The organism is Micromonospora sp. NPDC005553, from assembly GCF_042871765.1.
Taxonomy (GTDB): domain Bacteria; phylum Actinomycetota; class Actinomycetes; order Mycobacteriales; family Micromonosporaceae; genus Micromonospora.
On sequence record NZ_JBIAJD010000018.1, the window covers coordinates 1 to 1394 of the forward strand.

1 protein-coding gene is annotated in these 1394 nt (G+C 64.2%); it reads right to left on the reverse strand.

Annotation, left to right across the window (positions count from 1 at the left end; genetic code table 11):
* Positions 1-37 precede the first annotated feature (37 nt).
* The gene (locus tag ACFYPG_RS33050) at positions 38-1324 is read right to left on the reverse strand and encodes an IS256 family transposase (protein ID WP_387355117.1); all 1287 of its coding nucleotides are present in this window, start codon (positions 1322-1324) and stop codon (positions 38-40) included.
* Between the last annotated feature and the right edge of the window lie 70 nt (positions 1325-1394).

The window sequence follows — 1394 nt, forward strand, 5'->3', positions numbered from 1 at the left end:
GGGGCTGTCTCGCTAAGGGTGTTTCCGGCGATCTTGGTTAGTAGGTTTCAGCGGGTGGGAAGCGGTCGCTGAAGGTGATGGCGAAGGCGTTCAACGCGGGTTTCCAGCGCATCGTCCATCGGGTTCTGCCTGCTCCGGTGGGGTCCAGGGATCGGGTCACCAGGTACAGACACTTCAACGCGGCCTGTTCGTTGGGGAAGTGGCCGCGGGCTTTGATCGCCCGCCGGTAGCGGGCGTTCAACGATTCGATCGCGTTGGTGGAGCAGATGACGGTGCGGATCTCGAGGTCGTAGTCGAGGAACGGGATGAACTCCGCCCAGGCGTTGTCCCAGAGGCGGATCACCGCCGGATACCGGCCGCCCCACTTCTCGGCCAGGTCGTCGAACGCAGCCCTGGCAGCTTGGGCGTTGACGGCGGTGTAGATCGGTTTGATGTCGTGTTTCAACGCGTCCCAGTACTTGCGGGAGGTGAGCCGGAACGTGTTGCGGATCAGATGGATGATGCACGTCTGCACGATCGTGCGGGGCCACACGTTCGTGACCACCTCCGGCAGGCCTTTGAGGCCGTCGCAGACGAGGAAGAACACGTCCTTCACACCCCGGTTCCGCAGGTCGGTCAGCACGCTCATCCAGAACTTCGCACCCTCACCACCCGTGCCGGCCCACAACCCGAGGATGTCCTTCTCCCCGTCGAGGGTGACCCCGATCGCGGCGTAGAACGGCCGGTTCGCGACCTGCCCATCGCGGACCTTGACCACGATCGCGTCGATGAACACCGCCGCGTAAATCTCATCCAACGGGCGGTGCGACCAGTCGGTCATCTCCTCGATCACCTTGTCCGTGATCCGCGAGATCGTCTCCTTACTGACCGAGGCGCCATAGATCTCGGCGAAGTGCGCCGCGATCTCGCCCGTCGTCAAACCTTTGGCATACAACGACAACACGACCTCGTCGACGCCCGACAAACGGCGCTGCCGCTTCTTGACGATCTGCGGCTCGAACGTGCCCGCCCGGTCGCGGGGAACGTCGATCTGCACCGGGCCGGTGCTGTCGGTCAGCACCGTCTTCGCCCTGGTGCCGTTACGGATGTTGCCCGCGCCGGCGCCGTCGGGTTCATGTTTGGCATAACCGAGGTGCTCAGTCATCTCCTCGTTCAACGCGGTCTCCAGGACCGTCTTGGTCAACTGCCGCAGCAGCCCCTCCGGACCGGTCAGCGACAGCCCTTGTTCCTTGGCTGCCCGGACCAGCTCGACGGCGGCCTTCGCCTCCGCCGACGGCTCGGGCCGCTTCTTCCGGCCAGTCACATCGTTCTGTGTCGCGGTCATCACGGCACCCTCCTCACCAGGCACAACGCCTGGCAGGTCAGGCCGGAAACACCTTTAGATCCACAGACCC